General features: G+C 51.8%; 2 protein-coding genes. Both read right to left on the bottom strand.

The window, feature by feature from the left end; translation table 11 throughout:
- Nucleotides 1-45: 45 nt before the first annotated feature.
- Nucleotides 46-375: a cytochrome o ubiquinol oxidase subunit IV gene (locus tag R7Z41_RS24550; RefSeq protein ID WP_000019869.1), complete on the bottom strand. Its 330-nt coding sequence runs from the start codon at nucleotides 373-375 to the stop codon at nucleotides 46-48.
- The gene (locus tag R7Z41_RS24545) at nucleotides 375-989 is read right to left on the bottom strand and encodes a cytochrome o ubiquinol oxidase subunit III (RefSeq protein ID WP_318141710.1); all 615 of its coding nucleotides are present in this window, start codon (nucleotides 987-989) and stop codon (nucleotides 375-377) included. The genes R7Z41_RS24550 and R7Z41_RS24545 overlap by 1 nt, the downstream gene beginning before the upstream one ends.
- Nucleotides 990-1,021: the final 32 nt, after the last annotated feature.

The following is a 1,021-nucleotide window of genomic DNA, read 5'->3' as shown; positions in this document are numbered from 1 at the left end:
GTTTCGTTACTTGCAGGTATTGCTTAAACATCATAACCGCCGCTCTTAGTGCATCATCATGTTGTAGTTGAGGTTCCACATAATCCAGATGGAGCCTACAACCAGGATAGCGATGATTAGCACGGTGAAGACAAACGCCGTCATGTTCCAGCCTTCATCTGATTTGGTATTCATGTGCAGGAAGCACACCAGATGCACCAGAACCTGTACCACTGCCATTGCCAGGATTGTTCCCAGAATTACGGCCGGAGAGGCAGCCCCTGTCATCACCATCCAGAACGGAATCACCGTCAGAATGATCGACAGGATAAAGCCTGTCATGTAGGTTTTTACGCTGCCATGGGACGCGCCGCTGTGATCGGTAGAATGACTCATTACATCGCCCCCATCAGATAAACAACAGTGAACACACAGATCCAAACCACATCCAGGAAGTGCCAGAACAGGCTCAGGCACATGATGCGGGTACGGTTAGTGCTGGTCAGGCCGCGACGAGCGATTTGTACCATCAGCACCGCCATCCAGATAAGACCGGAAGTGACGTGCAGACCGTGCGTGCCGACCAGCGCAAAGAACGCTGACAGGAAGCCGCTGCGATCCGGACCCATGCCGTTAACAATCAGGTGATGGAATTCATAGATTTCCATCCCGATAAATCCGGCACCAAACAACCAGGTCAACGCCAACCAGGAGATAACCTGGCTTTTGTTGTTTTTGTACATGGCGATAGCCGCCATGCCGTAGGTGATGGAGCTGAACAGCAGCAGTGCGGTTTCAACCAGAACGAACGGCAGTTCGAAAATATCTTTGCCCGTCGGTCCGCCGGCCGTGCCGTTCACCAGAACGGCATAGGTAGCAAACAAGATTGAGAACAGAATGCAGTCGCTCATCAGGTAGATCCAAAATCCGAAGATTTTGGTTCCGCCTGCATCGTGGTGCCCGTGTTCGTGCGCGTGGGCAGTCGCGTGCGTCAAAGTATCAGTTGCCATTTTTCAGCCCTGCCTTAGTAATCTCATCGAAA

It is taken from the genome of Vibrio sp. 1457 (assembly GCF_033340195.1).
In the GTDB taxonomy this organism is placed as follows: Bacteria; Pseudomonadota; Gammaproteobacteria; order Enterobacterales; family Vibrionaceae; genus Vibrio; species Vibrio alginolyticus.
This window is presented reverse-complemented; position numbering and strand designations above follow the sequence as displayed.

Excerpts from the sequence above, each read along its gene's own strand:
- R7Z41_RS24550 (WP_000019869.1), bottom strand. The coding sequence starts at position 375 with ATGAGTCATTCTACCGATCACAGCGGCGCGTCCCATGGCAGCGTAAAA.
- R7Z41_RS24545 (WP_318141710.1), bottom strand. The coding sequence starts at position 989 with ATGGCAACTGATACTTTGACGCACGCGACTGCCCACGCGCACGAACAC.